This is a genomic window from Pseudomonas sp. ZS1P83 (assembly GCF_054897825.1).
Genome location: NZ_CM142706.1, coordinates 787,743 through 803,344, shown reverse-complemented (window position 1 = coordinate 803,344; position 15,602 = coordinate 787,743). Strand labels below are relative to the sequence as shown.

Sequence of the window (15,602 nt, the reverse complement as noted above, 5' to 3'; positions counted from 1 at the left end):
TGCCAATTTCTCCTCAAGTGAGTCCCATGAAACGTTTCGTTCTGCTCGACACCACTCCAATTCCTGAAAATGGCGGTGCCTTGTGCCTGTTCGAATACGGTGAGGATTTTGTCATCAAGATCCAGGGCGGCGACGGCGGGCAACTGATGAACACCCGCATGCACGGCTCCGAAGATGCGCTGGCCGAGATCCCGTGCCGTAAAGTTGCCGGCCGGCCGAATTCGCGCGTGCTGATCGGCGGCCTGGGCATGGGCTTCACCCTCGCCTCGGCCCTCAAGAACCTGGGCAAGACCGCTGAAGTGGTCGTCGCCGAACTGGTGCCTGGGGTGGTGGAGTGGAACCGTGGACCGCTGGGCGAGAAAGCCGGGAACCCGCTACTCGACCCGCGTACGGTCATTCGCATGGAAGACGTGGCCAACGTGCTGCAAGCCGAGCCACAGGGTTTCGACGCGATTATGCTCGACGTCGACAACGGCCCCGAAGGCCTGACCCAGAAGGCTAACAGCTGGCTCTACTCCGCTGGCGGCCTGAGCGCCTGCGCCAAGGCCCTGCGGCCCAAAGGTGTGCTGGCCGTATGGTCCGCGAGCGCTGACCGACAATTTTCCGACAAACTGAAGAAGGCCGGCTTCAAGGCCGAGGAAGTCCAAGTCTTCGCCCACGGCAACAAAGGCACCCGTCACACCATCTGGATTGCCGAGAAGCTCAAGGGTTGAGCTAAACTGCGTTTATTACCGTCATTAGTCTTTTACAAAGGTGAACCCATGAGTTCGTCAACACCTGCGACCAACACGTCGAAACTGGACCGCATCCTTGCAGACAACCAGCGCGACAAGGAAATGGGTTACCGCGACAAGGCCCTGAAAATGTATCCGCACGTGTGCGGTCGCTGTGCCCGTGAGTTTTCCGGCAAACGCTTGAGCGAACTGACCGTGCACCACCGCGACCACAACCACGACAACAACCCTCAGGACGGCTCGAACTGGGAGCTGTTGTGCCTGTATTGCCACGACAACGAACACTCGCGGTACACCGACCAGCAGTATTTTGGTGAAGGCTCGCTGAGCTCGCCGAAAATCGCCAAGGCAACGCATAACCCGTTTGCGGCGTTGGCGGGGTTGATGAAGAAAGAAGACTGAGGCCCGCATGATCGTTCCCCCACTCTGCGTGGGAACGATCACCGAACACCCCTCCCCCAATCCCCGTATAATCGCCGTTTTTTCCCCGAAGGCACCCGCTCGTGGCAGACAAACGGTACAGCTGCATTGGTTTGTATAATCCAAAATCACCGGAGAACGTCGGTTCGGTGATGCGCGCCGCTGGCTGTTATGGCGTGGCGTCCGTGTTCTACACCGGCAAGCGCTATGAACGCGCCGCCGACTTCGTCACCGACACCAAGCGAGTCCATTACGACATTCCGCTGATCGGCATCGACGACCTGAAAAAAATCCTGCCACTGGGCTGCGTTCCGGTCGCTGTGGAATTGGTGGACGGCGCCCGTTCGCTGCCGGAATACACGCACCCGGACCGTGCGCTGTACATTTTTGGCCCGGAAGACGGCTCGCTGGATAAAGAGATTCGTGACTGGTGCGAAGACGTGGTCTACATCCCGACCAGCGGCTGCATGAACCTGGCGGCCACCGTCAACGTTGTGCTCTATGACCGCTTGTCCAAGGGACTCAATACTCGTTCCGGAGCGAAATTTCGCTGATTCACCGCACATCCGATGGAACAAGCCGCCCGCCTCGGCAGTCAGCTTGATTATCTATTGTTGAAGCAGCCATTCCCGCCAGGAGACAGATCATGAGCGAGCTCAAACGCGTAGAACGCATCGAATCCACCCCGTTCCAGACTCACACTGAACAGAACGTTCAAGGTTGGGAGCGCATCGCTTCCCTGGCCGGTGGTGTGGTGATGGTCGGCAAGGGCCTGCGTCGCGGTGGCGTGTTCGGGTTGATTCAAGTGGCAATCGGCGGTGTGGCCCTGGCGCGTGGGATTACCGGGCACAGTTCAGCGAAAAGCCTGCTGGAGAAAAGCCGTCAGGACATGAACAACGTACGGGTGAAGATTCAGCGGGCAGGTGAAGAGCTGAACCGGTTGAAGGCGAATGCTGAAGCGGCGACCAATACCGCTACCGTGACGGGCAATGACTCTTTGACGTCGCCAAAAACCGGGGTTTGATCCAGAAGATGTGGTGAGGCTTACGGCCTCTTCGCGGGCAAGTCGGTATTACTGAAGTAGCTCGGTATCGAGGACTTTGGAGGACTCGCCAATAACGCTCTCACTGAGCTGAACAAATTCCATGGTATCCACGCTTTCGAGATGCATCGCCCCTTGCAATACATCATCCAGCGAACGCTTGTTGCGGGTCTTCAGACGAATTTCGCGATCCAGTTCCTGCAATAACACGACCGCTTTCGAGACCTGCGCCGGACTGGCCTGCTCACCGCGCAATGTGCTGACCTTCTGGCTGTCCTTGGCCAACTTCTTCTGCAAACTCTCATACCGCTCATCACTCATGCCGCCGGCGCGGCGCACCAGTTCGATGGCGTAATACTCGGCAAATCCTTCGCTGATCCAGTCACTGCGCTGCTTATCGTTGATCCGCCCGAACACCTGAGCCAATTCCCGCACCAACGCACTGGCGCCGCTTTCGCTGACCAGCGGCAGACGCGTGTTCAGATAGATCGATTCGCGCGCGCCCAGACTGCCACGCCACATCGGGTCGTTGGCACCGACGATCAGCAGTTTGGTGGGATGACGGGGATACACCGCCTGCACTTGCGGCCAGACAAAGGTCAGCAGCGTCAGTACATCCATGCGGCGCATGCCCTGGCCTTGAGGCGAGGCGACGGTGACTTCGGTTTCCCCTAACCGCGTGCGACGGCTGCCGAGGTGGCCCGCGAGCATCCAGCCCGTGGGCCGGTCGAACAAGCGAGAACCGTTATCGACCCGGAACTTGTTCTTGCCGATCCGCGGCCAGGCGGTTTCGACGCTTTTCCAGCCGGTGGGCAATTCGAACTCAAGCCGCGAAACCAACTCGATGCCATCCTGCTGATCGAGTTTGGCCGCCGGCACCAGGTCATCGCCGCGCATCAGCGCCCAAGTTGGCGTCATGCGCGTGTCGAAGCTACCGCTCTTGCGCCCGTGGCTGATGCGTACGCGGTAGGTCAGGCTGGCCTTGTCGGCGGCCGGACGCCAGACACCACGGGCCTGTTTGCCCGGCGTGAGCTGCCATTGGCCATCGGCCTTGAAGTCGCCGTAGTGGCTACCGTCGCCCAGGTCGAAATCCAGACTGCGCACTGCCGAACCCTGGGCCAGGGTCAGTCGCACTTCAGCCTGATCACTTTGCGGCAACAGGCGAACGTGGTAATCCAGATCGACCTTCTTCGCCGCCCACACGGGCGAACTCAGGGTAAAAAGCCCAAAGGCCAACGCCAGCCGCAATCCCACAGCCATACACACTCCTTGTGGCGAGCGAGCTTGCTCGCGCCGGGCTGCTTAGCAGCCCCAAATTCTAGTAATCACTGCCGATTTTCAGAGTGGGACTTAACCCGCCCGAAAAATCAGATGGTCTTCCCAATCCTCTTCGGCCACGCTGCCTTCGGCGAGCATGCGCCCGGACTGGGAAATACGTTCGTGGTGCACCGCATCGCGATCACCGCACACCAGATGATGCCAGAGCGGCAAATCCTTGCCTTCGCTGACCAATCGATAGCCGCAGGTCGGTGGCAACCATTTGAACTCATCGGCCTTGCCCGGTGTGAGCTGGATGCAGTCCGGGACGAAATCGCGACGGTTGGAGTAATCGGTGCACTGACAGGTTTTCAGGTCCAGCAGTTTGCAGGCGATGCGCGTGTAGTAAACGCTGTTGTCGTCTTCATCTTCGAGCTTTTGCAGGCAGCACAGGCCGCAGCCATCGCACAGCGATTCCCATTCCTCTTGATCGAGTTGATCGAGGGTTTTGCGTATCCAGAACGGTTCGACTTTGGCGGCCATGGTTCAAGCATCAACATCAGGTGGTGAAAAGTCCGCCAGTTTAGTGCCAAGGCCCTTGTGGGCCAAGCATTGGCGACTGCCGGTAGAACCGGACTTGCCAGTTATTGCGCCGCCCAGTAGGGTTTTGCGTCGCCCCTCACTTTCAAACGTAGCCAGGAATCCCTTGATGAGTGCTAATCCACGCGTTGCCGATTATGCCATACACCCTCAGTTCACCGATCGCTGGTCGCCCCGCGCCTTCACCGGCGAAACCATTCCCATCGAAACCCTGCTGAGCTTCTTTGAAGCCGCACGCTGGGCGCCATCGGCTTACAACTCGCAGCCTTGGCGGTTTCTGTATGCGCGTCGCGACACGCCAAACTGGGAGCGCTATCTGGGGCTGCTGAACGAATTCAACCGCAGCTGGGCGCAACACGCCTCGGCGCTGGTGATCGTGATCTCGAAAACCACCTTCGCAGTGCCTGGCGCTACCGAAGAAACCCCGGCGCTGTGGCACACCTTCGACACCGGTTCCGCCTGGGGCCATCTGGCCCTGCAAGCAAGCATCAGCGGCTGGCACACCCACGGCATGGCCGGTTTCGACCAGGAACTGACCCGCAAAGCGCTGAACATTCCTGAGGGTTATGCACTGCACGCGGCGGTGGCGGTGGGCAAACTGGGCGATAAGGCAACGCTGGCGGATTACCTGCAAGCGCGCGAAGAACCAAGCCCGCGTCGTCCGCTGAGCGAACTGGCCGCCGAAGGCGACTTCACCCTCTAAACCACACTGCAAAATCCATGTGGGAGCGGGCTGTCCTCTGGTCAATCTTCAAAAAAGACATCAAGACAGTTGCTCCCACATTTTGATTGCGGTGAAATCAGTACCCGCGCGAGAAATCCACTTCCCCGCGCAACGCCTCACCCGCCTGATACGCCCGCAGGTTTTCGACAAACAGATTCACCATCATCGATGGCGAAGTCGGCGCCGAGCTGTGGCCGGTCAGCAGCAAGCCCCACGCCGTCCAGAACGGGTGACGCTGCGGCAACGGTTCCTGACGGCAGACGTCGATCACGGCACCGGCCAGATGCCCTTCTTTCAAGGCTTCCACCAAGTCCGCATCGACCACTGCCACGCCGCGTCCGACGTTAATGAATAAACCGGTCGGCTTGAATTGCTTGAACAGCGCCGCGTCGTACAAGTCGTGGGTGTTGGGCGTATTCGGCAGCAGATTGATGACGTAATCCACTTCACCCACCAGACGCGGCAAATCAGCCAGCGCCCCGACTTCGACAAACGGCGTCTGCTCACGGGCTTCGCTGGCGATGCCGTACAACTCGACGCCAAACGGCAAGAGGAACTGCGCCACGGTCTGCCCGATGTCACCGGTGCCGACGATCAACACTTTGCGGCCGGCCAGGCTTTGGCCCTGGCGATTGTCCCACTTGCGTTCGACCTGGCTGACCAGTCGAGGCAGCACTTCGCGCTCGTGGCCAAGCAGGTAGGTCAGCACGTATTCGGCCATGGCCTGACCGAAAATCCCCACCGCCCGGGTCAGGCGATAGTGCCGAGGCAAGCCGTCGGCCAGCAGCGGCGTGATACCCGCCCAGGTCGATTGCAGCCATTGCGGCTCGTGGCCCTGACGCAGCAGGGTCGCCAGCAAGTCCGGCTGGCCGAGCCAGATCGGACAATCGGCGGCCTGGCTGGCCAGTTCGGCGGAGTCGCCGCTGGTCAGCACTTCCAGGTCAGGCGCTGCTTGACGCAACAGCTGGGCGTACACAGGGTGGTCGTGTTCAGCAATCAGAACGCGCATGGTTCAAACCTTTCGAAAACAGTGCAGACGGCCGCCGACGGAGAATCGCTCCATCGCCCTGGCCATCGCCAAAATCATTCCAGTGTTTCATAAAAGCTCTGAACAGAGCCTGTCTGCCGATCACATCGGGTCGTTGCGGCGCAGCAATTCTTCCGGCAAGTGTTCGATGTACTCGTCTTCGGCCGGCGGCATTTGCAGGTGGTAACCCTGTTTCTCAAGGTTTTCCAACACCACGGTGATGTCCTCGCGCGACAGTTTGCGCTCGGGAGTCAGCACCAGGTCGAAGGCGTGATGCGGTTTGCCGAAGGCGGCCATCAAACTTTCCGGGACGCGCTCCAGTGCATCGCTTTTGAGCACATAGAGGTACATCTCGTTTTTCTTCAGGCTTCGATAGATGGAGCAAATACGTTTCAAGGCTGTTCTCCGGCGGTGGCCAGGCTGTCGAGCAGCGCCTGGCCCATCAATTCGCGGCGCCAGCCACGCAGCGAATCAGGCAATTGGTAAGGACCATTGGGGTAGCCGCTCTTGAGCAGCGCTTCCAGGGTTTTCTTGCGCAGCATCAGCTCTGGCGCAATGTTCAGGCGCTCAGCTTCGGCCTGGCCGATCGCACGCAGTTGTTTGACCAGGGTGGCGGCGTCCACCGGTAATGGCTCCGGCACCGCTGGCGGCCATTGATCTGGCGACACATTGCCAGAGCGCTTGATCAGATCAAGCAGAAATTCGCCATCCTGACGCACGGTACGCGGGTGCATGTCTTCGATTTTCGCCAACGCGCCGAGGTTGTCCGGCTGAGTCCGCGCCAGCGGCCACAGGGAATGTTCACGAACGATGCGATTGCGCGGTAGATCACGGGCACGGGCTTCGCGCTCGCGCCAGGCGCACAGTTCACGCAACACCACGAGTTGGGCGCGGGAGAGCTTCCAGGCCAGCTTGGCTTCGCGATAGACCTCATACGGATCAACTTCGCGACGCAGGTTGGCCACCAGCTCAGCGCCGTCTTCCAGGACCCAGGCGTACTTGTCGTCAGAAAGCTTCGGACGAAGCTGTACGAAAACTTCCGCCAGGTGCAAGGCATCTTCGGCGGCGTAGCTGATTTGGGTGTCCGAAAGTGGGCGTTGCAGCCAGTCGGAACGGGTCTCGCCCTTGGGCAGATCGATGCCGAGCACTTCCTGCACCAGCCGCGAATACCCCATGGAGAAACCCAGGTTCAGGTAAGCGGCGGCCAGTTGAGTGTCGAACAGTGGCGCTGGCAGGCTGCCGGTCAGGCGCAGCAGGACTTCGAGGTCTTCGCTGCACGCATGGACGACTTTGACCACGGCCGGGTTTTCCAGCAACGCGGCTAGAGGTTGCCAGTTGTCGATGGTCAGGGGGTCAATCAGGTAAGCGCGTACGCCATCACCGATCTGCAGCAGGCCTGCGATCGGATAAAAGGTGTCGACCCGCATGAATTCGGTGTCGAGGGCAACGAATGGCAGCTGCTGCCACTCGGCGCAAAACTGACCGAGGCTATCGTTGTCGCGAATCCAGTGAATATCGATGGCCACACGGCTCTCCCTTGAAGAATGGCGCGCAGTATATATCGCCCCCGGCGATTTCCGCGCATCCACTGAATAAGAGCATTAGCGAAAAAGCCTGCCAGACAGCAAGAAATGTCTGACAAGCCGAGCCTAGCTGGCCTTACGCAGGACGTAGACGCGCATCCGCGCACAGCCGGGCAGGAAGTCTTGATGACTGAGCAAGCGCAAACCTGCACGCTTGAACTCGGCTTCCACGTCAGCCTTGCTGGCCAACTGTCGAGCCGGAGCGCCTTGGGCATCCGTACGCCGGCCTTTGAAATGAGCATCGACCTTTACCGCCACAATGACCGTATCGCGACTGACCCGATGGAACTCCTTGAGCATGACCAAACGATGCTCGGGACTGGTGAGGTGTTGAAACAGTTGCATGCAAAAAATGCAATCAACCGCATTCGCCGACAAGCCGATGGTGAACGCTGAACTCTGAAAGGTCTTGACCCGTTTCAGCAGGTCCTGCGGATGATGCGTGCGGGCATGGTCGAGTATGTCCTGAGACGGGTCGGCCGCGAGGATCACCCGATTTGCATGTTCGGCCAATACCGGCCAAAAGCGCCCTACGCCACAGGCCACATCGAGAACCAGGCCCGGCTCGCCAGCTGCTTTGAGCGCATTGCGCACCAGTTGCTCGTCACGCCAGAACGTCAGCCGCCCGGCCAGGCCACGCGGTCCCGGCTGAAGACAGACGCGGGCGTGCTCCTGATCGTAGCGCCGGGCGATCTCAAGCTCGATGGCGGATAGGGGCTGAGCGGTCATGTGCAATGGCTCTTGGGGAAAACTCTACCGGCCGCCGGTTAACGGCCGGGCGTAAAAAAGGTTGAAGCACTCACTCTTTGGCCAACACGCCGTCATTCACCGCACCGCGACATCCGGCAAACATATCCAGACTCTGGTTGTACACCTTGCTGCTGACCTCCAGCAGACCAAGCATCGAATGGAACAGATTGTCCTGGCTCAAGGGCTTTTCACGACTCAGTTGCAGGCAATGGGCGTCCACCGAGAACGACTTTTGATAGCTGTCGGAAAACCATGCCAACATCGCGACATGCTTTTGTTGTTCCGGCGCCAGCATGTAAGGCGTGCCGTGGAGGTACAAGTTGTACTCGCCCAGGGATTCGCCGTGGTCCGACAAATAGAGCATCGCGGTATCGACTTTGTCCTGATTTTTACGCAACAAATCGATCAGGGTGGACAGCACGTGATCGGTATACACCAGGGTGTTGTCGTAACCATTGACGATACTTTCGCGACTGCAATTGTTCAGGGCGTTACTTTCACAAACCGGGGTGAAGCGTTCGTATTCTTTCGGGTAGCGCTTGAAGTATTCAGGACCGTGACTGCCCATCTGGTGCAACACCAGTACCGTGTCTTTATCCAGGGTATCGATGAAGTGCTGCAAACCCTGCAGCAGGATTTCATCGCGGCATTCGCTATTGGCGCACAGCACCGGGTCTTTCAGGTTACTGACGTCGTCGAGGGTGACCCGATCGCAAGTGCCTTTGCAGCCCGATTGGTTATCACGCCAGATCACGTCGAGACCCGCGCGTTTGAGCACGTCCAGCAGGCCTTCCTGATTCTTTGCCTTGCTGGCGTTGTAATCTTTACGGCCCATGTCGGAGAACATGCACGGCACCGACACCGCTGTTTCCGTCCCGCAGGAATGCACGTTGGTGAAAGCGATCAGGCCAGCTTCTTTATTCAGTTTGGGTGTGGTGTCGCGGTCATACCCCAGAATGCCGAAGTTCTCGGCTCGGGCACTTTCGCCCACCACCAGCACCGTCAGGGATTTGCGGTCATGAGTTTGCCAGGCTGGATTTCGCTGGGCATCTTCACCGAGTGTGACAAAGGGTTGTTGCGCCGACGCGACCTGTTCACGCAAATAGCCAGCCGAGGCACCGATGTAGTTACTGGGCACCACCATCAGGCGCAACTCATGGTGATTGCGAAACAACGAAGACAGGCCCTGATAGTTAACCAGTGCAACGCCTCCGATCACGGCAACCGACGCGACAATTACCAGAGCCTTACTTAATAGCTCACGGTGCCAGCGGCGATAACTAACCGGAATCCACCACAACAACAACGACGGCAAAACTCCCAGCAAAAGGATATAAACAAGCAACTTCAATGACAGCAAGTCACGTACTTCCGTCGCATTCGTTTGCGCAAAGTTACGTAACATGCCGGTGTCAATCAAAACACCATATTGGCTCATGAAGTACGCCACGCCAGCACTGACCATGAAGATCAGCGTCAGGACCGGTTTCATCAAGGGCCGGAAAGCCAGCAGGGTCAGCACAATGTTGAAGGCGGTCAGGATCATCACCCCGAATGCCACACGCATGACGATGCCTTTTACGTCAGACGTCGTGATTTCAAACATGTGCTGCCAGAGAACAAAGTTGAAGCCTGTTAATAAAAAGGCACTGGTAATCAGTGTCACCCACTCGGGGCGCACGGCTTTAATCTTCAACATGGTGATCGGCGGTTCCTGAAAAGATGTGCCTTCGGCAAATGTGAAAATTTCATCGACCACGGCCGCACTTATCTTAGGCAGCCAACCATCAATTTTTTGTGAAAAAGAAGCCAACGATTAGTTGGCTTGTGACGCGAGGCCATCACCTTATTGAGAATGGTTCAGGTTCTGCTCAGGCTTGATTCAAATACCAGCGCCAGTCCTGCTCGCCCACCTCGCCCATGAACTGTCTGTATTCAGCTCGTTTTACCGCCAGGTAAACGCCGAGGAACTCCCCACCGAACGCCTCCCGCGCCCAGTTCGAACCTTCCAGCGCCCGCAACGTGGTCAGCCAGTCGGTCGGCAACAATTCCGTGGCCTGTGAGTATCCATTGCCCTCCACCGGCGCGCCAGGATCGAGTTGTTCGCGAATACCGCGATGGATCCCGGCCAGAATCGCCGCAGCCGCCAGATACGGGTTGGCATCGGCACCACAGATGCGGTGTTCGATATGCCGGGAAAAGGCCGGCCCGCCGGGCACGCGCAAACTCACGGTGCGGTTGTCCACGCCCCAGGTGGCCGCCAGCGGCGCATAGCTGTTGGTCTGGAAGCGACGATAAGAGTTGGCGTTTGGACAGAACAGCAGCAACGAATCGAGCAAGGTGCTGAGCATCCCACCGACCGCTTGTTTGAGCAACGGCGTACCGTCCGGGGCTTCGCTGGCGAACAGGTTGTTGCCCTCCTTGTCCGCCAGGCTGACGTGCATGTGCATGCCAGTGCCCGCCAAGTCATCGAACGGTTTGGCCATGAAGCACGCCGTCATCCCGTGCTTGTGGGCCACGCCCTTGACCAGCCGTTTGTAGCGCACCGCTTCGTCCATCGCCTGCAAAGCGTCGGTGCGGTGCTCGAGGGTGATTTCTACTTGGCCCGGCGCGTATTCGGAAATCGCCGTGCGCGCCGGAATGCCCTGGAGTTTGCAAGCGCTGTAGAGATCGGCCAGAAACGGTTCGATCTGTTCCAGTTCACGCAAACCGTAGACCTGAGTCCCTCGCGGCCGCCCGCCATCGACATCCCGCGCCGGTTGCGGCCGACCGTTGCTGTCGCGCTGCTGATCCAGCAGGTAGAACTCCAGCTCCGCCGCCATCACCGGGTAATAACCGTCGGCCTGCAAGCCTTCGATGACGTTCGCCAGCAGATGCCTTGGATCGGCAATCGTCGCGGGCATGCCGTCCTTCGGGTGCATGCTGACCTGCACCGCCGCCGTAGGCATCAGCCGCCAAGGCATGCGCGTCAAACTGCCGCTGATCGGGTAAGCCCGGCAATCGATATCGCCAACGTCCCAGACCAGGCCGGAGTTTTCCACGTCGTCGCCGTTGATGGTCAGGCCAAGAATGGTGCTCGGCAATGGCCGTCCGCTTTCGTACACCGCCAGCAATTCATCGCGATGCAGCAACTTGCCCCGAGGCACACCGTTATTGTCGAGGATGAACAACTCGAACATCTCGATATCCGGATTCTGTTCAAGAAAGGTCAGAGCTTCTAGCTTGGAAGCGAAGGGTGTCGTGGCAAAACTCATGGGAATTCTCTTCTTTCCGCGTCAGGCAAACGCACAGGCGCCGCCACTTTGATCCCGGCGCGCGGCGCGGGACCTGTAAGAACAATCAACGGGAGATGCAGGAATCCGGTGGGCGCGCGTGACGGCAGTGCCACAACGCCCAGAAGGCGAGCTCAGAAGGAAGTGGAGCAGGCCAACCATCCATAGAGAAAACCGCAGAGAACAGATGAGCAGCAGCGTCACACGGGCGGTTAAGTCGTTAAATCGGGATTTTAAGAACTTTGGTTGCGGACCCGCTAAACATTGTTCGCGCCTTTCAGCTTCACACCGCTGTATTTAATTTCTAAATACTGCTCTGGGCTTTCTGATTTGCGGCCTGCAGACCTCGCACGTCTAATCGGCTCCTCGTCATTCAAGGTCCGATACATGGAAAACGTTCGCGCAACCTCCCGCCCTACCCTTTGGCTGATGTTCAGCATCATCTTGGTCGCCCTGAACCTGCGACCTTCCATGGCCGCCGTCGGTCCTTTGCTGTCGGCGATTCGTGGCGACATCGCGCTGAGTTTCAGCTCGGCCTCGCTGCTGACCATGCTGCCAGTGATGGCGATGGGGCTGGCGATGTTCTTTGGGCTGAGCGTCATCCAACGAATCGGCGAACAACGCACCGTGGTGCTCTCCCTGATGATCATCGGCGTGGCTACGGTGTCGCGATTGTTCCTCGATTCCGCGGCCGAACTGATCCTCAGCGCCGTGCTGGCAGGCATCGGTATCGCGCTGATCCAGGCATTGATGCCGGCGCTAATCAAATCCCGCTTTAGCGATAATGTTTCCGTGTGCATGGGGCTTTACGTCACGTCGATCATGGGCGGCGCAGCAATTGCGGCGTCGTTTGCACCGCTGGTGATGATCCGCACCGGCAGCTGGCGCATGGGTCTGGCGGTCTGGGCGGCACTGGCGCTGGTAGCGTTGCTGTTTTGGTGCATGCAACGCGAAAGGATCCCGGCGCAGCCTGCTCAGCCGCAACGCAATGGGTCCTTCTTCGGCAATTCCCGCGCCTGGCTACTTGCAATCTTCTTCGGACTGGGCACGGCGTCCTACACCTGTGTGCTGGCCTGGCTGGCGCCGTACTACGTCGAAAAGGGTTGGAGCGAACAAAACGCCGGGTTGCTGCTGGGTTTCTTGACCGCCATGGAAGTGTTGTCCGGCCTGCTGACACCGGCCATCGCCAACCGCAGCCGAGACCGACGCATGGTGCTGGTGGTGTTGCTGGCGCTAATCATGGCCGGTTTCTGTGGGCTTATTCTCAGCCCGCAACACCTGAGCCTGTTGTGGCCATGTCTGTTAGGGCTCGGCATCGGCGGACTGTTCCCAATGAGCCTCATCGTGTCCCTGGATCATTTGGATAATCCCCAGCGTGCCGGCGGCCTGACCGCGTTCGTGCAAGGCATCGGCTATCTGATTGCCGGTCTCTCGCCGCTTATTGCCGGGTTTATCCGCGATCAGCTCGGCAGCTTCGAATGGGCCTGGTGGTCACTGACCGGCGTCATGGCACTGATGATCCTGATGGTCTTGCGCCTCGATCCGCGACATTACGCCCAACATATTCACTGACCCGGAACCCCCATCATGAAACGCCTGCAGCCGTTCAGGGACTGAAAGCCTCTGGAACTACCCCACAACTTTCCATGAAAGTTCCTACAGATCATTCTCCTGGCACCATCGTTCCGTTAGGATCACTCGCACAAGTTTGCGCACAGTCAGCGCAAGGAGCACAGCGAGACGGAACGGATGCTGAACAGTAACTTGCTTAGAAAGCTCGATATGCAGGACCTCATGGTGTTTATCGCTGTGTATGAGCAAAGCAGCGTCACCGGTGTATCCGAGGCACTCTGCGTTAGCCAGTCCACTGTGAGCTACTGCCTGAAAAAACTGCGCACCAGTTTCGAAGACGAGCTGTTCATTAATACCCGCGCGGGTATGCGCCCCACCTACAAAGCCAGCACCATGTACACCCACGTGCTGAAGATCCTCGAAAGCATCAACCTGTGCCACGCCGGTACGCAGGCATTCGACCCCACCTTGCAACCGGTCACCTTCAATATCTGCGCACCTGAATACTTCGAGCAGTTGATCCTGCCGCGCCTGTTGAAAAGCTTCGATTTTGCCGACCTGCCGGTGATGGTCAACATGCACAAGTTCGAAACCGACATCCCGGCCGAAGAACTGCGCGACGGCAGCCTCGACCTGGTGATTTGCTTCGGCCCGAACTTTCATCGCAGTCACGGCGATTTCAAATCCCGGAGGCTGCTGGAGGATGACCTGGTGTGTGTCTTCGACCAACGGGCCACACCGCCGGAGCCGCGTTTAAGCCTGCAAGCCTTTGTTGAACGCCGGCACGTGTTCCCGACACCCTGGACATCCACCACCAACATGGTCGACGGCTGGCTGGCGCAGCAGGCGCAAAAACGGCAGATCGTCGCGCGTTCCAACAGCTACAGCGCGGCCCTGAAGATGATCACCGGCACCGACTTCATCGTGACCCTGCCTCGGCGCATCCAGCAATTGCTGGCCAACGAGGCAATCTTCAATCACTGCGAAGTGCCTGACGGCTTGCCCAGGTTCAGCCTCGACATGCAGTGGAGCCAGAATGTCGATCAGGACAGCGCCAACACCTGGCTGCGCGAACAAGTGGTTAAAGCCTGCACCGAGCAGGAAATGGCCTGAAACTCAGTGGCTGATGGCTATCTTGGTGTAGGACTCTCGATCGATGTCGAGGATTTCCACGGCCAACTGGACTTCAACGCCCGTCGGCCATTCACACAAGTCCTGCACCACCGCCAGCAGGCTTTCGGACAACTGCTTCTTGATCTGCGCCGAGCGACCGCTCAACAGTGCCAGTTTCACATGCACGAAGGCCCGTTCACCTAACGCCGTGCCGACCTTGAACGTCTCGACCTTCACCGCTCGACTCTTGATGTCGTATTCGGCAGCAAACTCACCTGAAGCCACCAACGTATTGTTGAGCCGGATCAACGCCACGTCGGCATTGAGCTCGGGCAGGTTGGCGGTGTATTCCATGTGCAGGTGAGGCATGACTGAGTTCCTTAAGGTTGGCAGAAAGGTCGTACATATTACACAGCGTTGCCCTACTCACTCGGGCTGCGGCAACACCGCACGTTCACTCATGAACGCCTCCAGCCTCGACCTCAACCAGCGCTCAGCGGGGTCGGTATCGACATGGCTGAGCCAGACCATCGACAGATCCAGTGTCGGTGTCTTGAACGGAAACGGCTCCTGAAACAGCTGGCCGGACGCCGCCATGGCCTCAGCCGTATAGTCCGGCAGGCTGGCGATCAGATCGGTGCCGGCGAGCAAAGCCGGCAGCGAGCTGTATTGCGGCACGGAAAGGACGACCTGACGCGTACGACCAATCTCCGCCAGCCACTCATCGGCGTAACCGCTGACATTGGCGGTGTGGGAAACCAGCACGTGCGGTCGCGCGCAATATTCATCGAGCGTCAGCGGTGTGTCCGATGCATCAGCGCGCAAAATGCTGGGCTGGATGTGCCGCAACAACTTGCGTTTGGCGTTGGCCGGCAAGCCACGGGTCTGGCTGATACCCACCGTGATATCGCCCGATGCCAGTAAATCCGGGATCCGCCAGTAATCGACATGCTGCACCACGAACACCACCTTCGGTGCCTCTTGGCGCAGGGCACGCAGCAACGGTGGCAACAGGCCAAACTCGACATCGTCCGACAGCCCGATTCGAAAGGTCATGGTGCTGCTGGCGGGGTCGAAATCATGGGTCAAGCTCAACGCCACCGACAACGAATCCAGGGCGGGCGACAGGTGCAGAATGATCTCCTCGGCCCGCGCCGTCGGCTCCATGCGATGGCCGACCCGAATGAACAGTGGATCGTTGAACAACGTGCGCAAGCGATTGAGCGCCGAACTGATGGTCGGCTGACCGAGAAACAACTTCTCCGCCACCCGGGTGACGTTGCGTTCGAGCATCAGCGTTTCAAACACCACCATCAGGTTGATGTCGGCCTTGCGTAGTTCATTGCGATTCATCCACTGCCCCCGCTCATAAATCAGATGACAGTTTAGGTACGTGTCGCAATCGACGTCTATGCGACTCAAGCAGTTTGCGCTTAATCCAAATTCAGGCAGCGGCACTCACAACCGTAACGCCACCTGATTAAAACGGAGCTGCTCTGACTGAGCAG

Annotated in this window: 17 protein-coding genes; 7 read left to right on the top strand and 10 right to left on the bottom strand. The window is 58.7% G+C overall.

The annotated features are described in order from the left end of the window. Positions 1-26: 26 nt before the first annotated feature. From ACYZT0_RS03945 to ACYZT0_RS03930, 4 genes are all read left to right on the top strand, one after another. Positions 27-713 (top strand): spermidine synthase, encoded by a 687-nt coding sequence (locus ACYZT0_RS03945; protein ID WP_462044713.1) that lies wholly within the window; start codon positions 27-29, stop codon positions 711-713. A 48-nt stretch (positions 714-761) separates the two neighbouring features. Then, the gene (locus ACYZT0_RS03940) at positions 762-1,136 is read left to right on the top strand and encodes a YajD family HNH nuclease (RefSeq protein WP_462044712.1); all 375 of its coding nucleotides are present in this window, start codon (positions 762-764) and stop codon (positions 1,134-1,136) included. 101 nt (positions 1,137-1,237) lie between these two features. Continuing rightward, positions 1,238-1,708 (top strand): RNA methyltransferase, encoded by a 471-nt coding sequence (locus ACYZT0_RS03935; RefSeq protein ID WP_462044711.1) that lies wholly within the window; start codon positions 1,238-1,240, stop codon positions 1,706-1,708. A gap of 92 nt (positions 1,709-1,800) precedes the next feature. Continuing rightward, the gene (locus ACYZT0_RS03930; protein WP_462044710.1) at positions 1,801-2,178 is read left to right on the top strand and encodes a YgaP family membrane protein; all 378 of its coding nucleotides are present in this window, start codon (positions 1,801-1,803) and stop codon (positions 2,176-2,178) included. 48 nt (positions 2,179-2,226) lie between these two features. Here the strand turns inward: ACYZT0_RS03930 and ACYZT0_RS03925 are convergent, their stop codons facing one another. Both ACYZT0_RS03925 and ACYZT0_RS03920 read right to left on the bottom strand, forming a co-directional pair. Beyond that, complete coding sequence (locus tag ACYZT0_RS03925; RefSeq protein WP_462044709.1) at positions 2,227-3,456, bottom strand: hypothetical protein; 1,230 nt, start codon at positions 3,454-3,456, stop codon at positions 2,227-2,229. Between the two features lie 90 nt (positions 3,457-3,546). Continuing rightward, entirely contained in the window at positions 3,547-3,996 is a 450-nt protein-coding gene (locus tag ACYZT0_RS03920) for a YcgN family cysteine cluster protein (RefSeq protein ID WP_462044708.1), read from the bottom strand. Between the two features lie 166 nt (positions 3,997-4,162). Here ACYZT0_RS03920 and ACYZT0_RS03915 point away from each other — a divergent pair, with 166 nt between their 5' ends. Further along, on the top strand, positions 4,163-4,756 hold the full coding sequence (locus ACYZT0_RS03915) for a nitroreductase family protein (protein ID WP_462044707.1): 594 nt from the start codon (positions 4,163-4,165) through the stop codon (positions 4,754-4,756). 97 nt (positions 4,757-4,853) lie between these two features. Here the strand turns inward: ACYZT0_RS03915 and ACYZT0_RS03910 are convergent, their stop codons facing one another. The 6 genes from ACYZT0_RS03910 to ACYZT0_RS03885 all read right to left on the bottom strand — a co-directional run bounded on the left by ACYZT0_RS03910 (position 4,854) and on the right by ACYZT0_RS03885 (position 11,391). Then, entirely contained in the window at positions 4,854-5,786 is a 933-nt protein-coding gene (locus ACYZT0_RS03910) for a D-2-hydroxyacid dehydrogenase (RefSeq protein WP_462044706.1), read from the bottom strand. 120 nt (positions 5,787-5,906) lie between these two features. Further along, positions 5,907-6,200 (bottom strand): YcgL domain-containing protein, encoded by a 294-nt coding sequence (locus ACYZT0_RS03905; RefSeq protein WP_007898694.1) that lies wholly within the window; start codon positions 6,198-6,200, stop codon positions 5,907-5,909. Next, on the bottom strand, positions 6,197-7,330 hold the full coding sequence (rnd, locus tag ACYZT0_RS03900; RefSeq protein WP_462044705.1) for a ribonuclease D: 1,134 nt from the start codon (positions 7,328-7,330) through the stop codon (positions 6,197-6,199). The genes ACYZT0_RS03905 and rnd overlap by 4 nt, the downstream gene beginning before the upstream one ends. A gap of 123 nt (positions 7,331-7,453) precedes the next feature. Then, entirely contained in the window at positions 7,454-8,116 is a 663-nt protein-coding gene (locus ACYZT0_RS03895) for a class I SAM-dependent methyltransferase (protein WP_462044704.1), read from the bottom strand. Between the two features lie 70 nt (positions 8,117-8,186). Next, positions 8,187-9,836 (bottom strand): phosphoethanolamine transferase, encoded by a 1,650-nt coding sequence (locus tag ACYZT0_RS03890; protein WP_462044703.1) that lies wholly within the window; start codon positions 9,834-9,836, stop codon positions 8,187-8,189. A 172-nt stretch (positions 9,837-10,008) separates the two neighbouring features. Then, positions 10,009-11,391 carry a glutamine synthetase family protein gene (locus tag ACYZT0_RS03885; protein ID WP_462044702.1) on the bottom strand — a complete coding sequence of 461 codons (1,383 nt, stop codon included), beginning with the start codon at positions 11,389-11,391 and terminating at the stop codon, positions 10,009-10,011. A 405-nt stretch (positions 11,392-11,796) separates the two neighbouring features. On the opposite strand from ACYZT0_RS03885, the gene ACYZT0_RS03880 reads away from it, so the two are divergent. Together ACYZT0_RS03880 and ACYZT0_RS03875 are read left to right on the top strand one after the other, a co-directional pair. Next, positions 11,797-12,981 (top strand): cyanate transporter, encoded by a 1,185-nt coding sequence (locus tag ACYZT0_RS03880; RefSeq protein WP_462044701.1) that lies wholly within the window; start codon positions 11,797-11,799, stop codon positions 12,979-12,981. 177 nt (positions 12,982-13,158) lie between these two features. Next, a complete protein-coding gene (locus tag ACYZT0_RS03875; protein WP_462044700.1) occupies positions 13,159-14,094 on the top strand; it encodes a LysR family transcriptional regulator in 936 nt (311 codons plus the stop codon). 3 nt (positions 14,095-14,097) lie between these two features. Here the strand turns inward: ACYZT0_RS03875 and ACYZT0_RS03870 are convergent, their stop codons facing one another. Then, entirely contained in the window at positions 14,098-14,463 is a 366-nt protein-coding gene (locus ACYZT0_RS03870; RefSeq protein WP_462044699.1) for a 5-carboxymethyl-2-hydroxymuconate Delta-isomerase, read from the bottom strand. Between the two features lie 57 nt (positions 14,464-14,520). After that, a complete protein-coding gene (locus ACYZT0_RS03865) occupies positions 14,521-15,447 on the bottom strand; it encodes a LysR family transcriptional regulator (protein ID WP_462044698.1) in 927 nt (308 codons plus the stop codon). Positions 15,448-15,602: the final 155 nt, after the last annotated feature.

Bases quoted from the DNA above. Each gene is read 5' to 3' on its own strand.
- ACYZT0_RS03945 (WP_462044713.1), top strand. From the start codon at position 27: ATGAAACGTTTCGTTCTGCTCGACACCACTCCAATTCCTGAAAATGGC.
- ACYZT0_RS03940 (WP_462044712.1), top strand. From the start codon at position 762: ATGAGTTCGTCAACACCTGCGACCAACACGTCGAAACTGGACCGCATC.
- ACYZT0_RS03930 (WP_462044710.1), top strand. From the start codon at position 1,801: ATGAGCGAGCTCAAACGCGTAGAACGCATCGAATCCACCCCGTTCCAG.
- ACYZT0_RS03925 (WP_462044709.1), bottom strand. From the start codon at position 3,456: ATGGCTGTGGGATTGCGGCTGGCGTTGGCCTTTGGGCTTTTTACCCTG.
- ACYZT0_RS03920 (WP_462044708.1), bottom strand. From the start codon at position 3,996: ATGGCCGCCAAAGTCGAACCGTTCTGGATACGCAAAACCCTCGATCAA.
- ACYZT0_RS03915 (WP_462044707.1), top strand. From the start codon at position 4,163: ATGAGTGCTAATCCACGCGTTGCCGATTATGCCATACACCCTCAGTTC.
- ACYZT0_RS03910 (WP_462044706.1), bottom strand. From the start codon at position 5,786: ATGCGCGTTCTGATTGCTGAACACGACCACCCTGTGTACGCCCAGCTG.
- ACYZT0_RS03895 (WP_462044704.1), bottom strand. From the start codon at position 8,116: ATGACCGCTCAGCCCCTATCCGCCATCGAGCTTGAGATCGCCCGGCGC.
- ACYZT0_RS03890 (WP_462044703.1), bottom strand. From the start codon at position 9,836: ATGTTGAAGATTAAAGCCGTGCGCCCCGAGTGGGTGACACTGATTACC.
- ACYZT0_RS03885 (WP_462044702.1), bottom strand. From the start codon at position 11,391: ATGAGTTTTGCCACGACACCCTTCGCTTCCAAGCTAGAAGCTCTGACC.
- ACYZT0_RS03880 (WP_462044701.1), top strand. From the start codon at position 11,797: ATGGAAAACGTTCGCGCAACCTCCCGCCCTACCCTTTGGCTGATGTTC.
- ACYZT0_RS03875 (WP_462044700.1), top strand. From the start codon at position 13,159: ATGCTGAACAGTAACTTGCTTAGAAAGCTCGATATGCAGGACCTCATG.
- ACYZT0_RS03870 (WP_462044699.1), bottom strand. From the start codon at position 14,463: ATGCCTCACCTGCACATGGAATACACCGCCAACCTGCCCGAGCTCAAT.
- ACYZT0_RS03865 (WP_462044698.1), bottom strand. From the start codon at position 15,447: ATGAATCGCAATGAACTACGCAAGGCCGACATCAACCTGATGGTGGTG.